We start from the raw sequence: 1560 nt of genomic DNA, 5'->3' as shown, positions 1-1560 counted from the left end.
ATCCTGGCGCCGATGGGCGCTGCACAGGCGCAAGGGAAATCCGGAGCGCACATCGCTGCTCAGGACGCACAGACCCCCACGACCAAGAATCTCTCCGCACGGGGCAGCATCGCGATGGTGCCAGGATCTGTGACGCAGACCCGCAATCTCTCCGCTCGTGGCAGTATTGCCCAGGTGGTGCCGGCTCCAAAAACCGCGGGCCTCTAAGTTCCTACCCTCAGAATCAAGCGCTAGGCCAATACGCCGTCGGCCGAACGCTTTTGGGCAAAGTGGGTATAGGTCACGAATCCGATCAACACGGCGGCGAGGATCACCGACGAACCTATGGTGCCAAAACCCAAGCCACCATGGTCACTGGGCTTGGTAAGCAAGTCCCCAAAGGTCGCGCCGAAAGGACGCGTCAGGACGAAGGCAATCCAGAACAGCATGACGCGGTTGAGCCGGGTGACCCAGGACAAGAGGGCCACAAGTGCAATTAGGCTACCTATCAATAGGGCCCCGCCCAGAAAGCCTAATCCGGAGTCGTCCGCCAAAAAATCCCCCAGAGCGGTGCCCAGGGTATTGGAAAAGAGGATGGCGACCCAGTAGAACAGCTCCGCCCTGGTTGTCCGGATATTGCTGACGGACAGGGATTTTTCACTGTAGCTCCAGATAGCCAAGGTCAAGGCAAGACAACTCAGCAGGATGAGTGAGCCCAAGGCATAGCCCAAACCCAGAGTGCGATCCATGTAATCCGACAGGGTCGTCCCTGCCGTGCTGGTGGTCAGAATGACCGACCAGTAGAGCACCGGATGAAAAACCTTGCTGGCAAGCTGCATCACCAGCGACAGCAGAAACAGGCTCAGCAGGATGACCGAGCTGATGGCATAACCGACGTTCAGGGTCATCGACAACAGATCGCCGGCGGTCTCTCCCAAGGTCGTGGCACAAATCTTCATGATCCAGAATGACAGGGTGACCGCAGCAACTTTACTCATGCGTCTCTATTCTCCAAGCAAGTATCAATGAACCGACCAGCGCTCCATGGGGAGAATCAGAATCGGGGTTGAAGCCAGACACATTCCCAGTGCACCGAAACCATCAAGCCTGAGTGCCATGCCGTGGGCGCTGCATCCGCCCGGGCGGATTCGGTGCGCAAATTGGGCTCCACGTTGCCAGCAACCGCAAGATCGCTTTGCCAGGCTAGGCGGCCACAGTCTCCTCCGCACGCACTGCGTTCTCTCGAGCGCTAACTGCCCCGGCCTGCTCTTCAGACTTCCCCTTGGTGCGCGACCTTGAAGCCGCTAGCGGCCAAGCCCGGCAACTCGGCTGCGTTGATCGCGTTTTCGGGTCCCAGCAGGCTGTGGCGTCATCATTATAGGAGGTCGCCTGGGTCTTGCCGCTTTCATGAGCGCCAGAGGGGATATGGGTGCGCCATCACTTTTGGGGTACGCAACCATACGGATAGAACTCTGGGGCTGATGACCTATGTTTTGAATGTAATCGATCAGCTCAATCCCAAAGCCAAACCTGCCGTAAGACAGGGGCAGAAAGTCGCGGGTCCTCACTCAAAGGAAAGCC

The 1560-nt window shown here is 58.1% G+C and carries 2 protein-coding genes; one reads left to right on the top strand and one right to left on the bottom strand.

What is annotated here, in order from left to right:
• Nucleotides 1-207 (top strand): hypothetical protein (locus EK23_RS24430; protein ID WP_235282257.1); only part of this gene is annotated, 207 nt, incomplete at its 5' end.
• Nucleotides 208-230: 23 nt separating this feature from the next.
• Here the strand turns inward: EK23_RS24430 and EK23_RS21285 are convergent.
• Nucleotides 231-977: a COG4705 family protein gene (locus tag EK23_RS21285; RefSeq protein ID WP_045227409.1), complete on the bottom strand. Its 747-nt coding sequence runs from the start codon at nucleotides 975-977 to the stop codon at nucleotides 231-233.
• Nucleotides 978-1560 lie beyond the last annotated feature (583 nt).

This window comes from Methyloterricola oryzae (genome assembly GCF_000934725.1).
GTDB lineage: Bacteria > Pseudomonadota > Gammaproteobacteria > Methylococcales > Methylococcaceae > Methyloterricola > Methyloterricola oryzae.
This window is presented reverse-complemented; position numbering and strand designations above follow the sequence as displayed.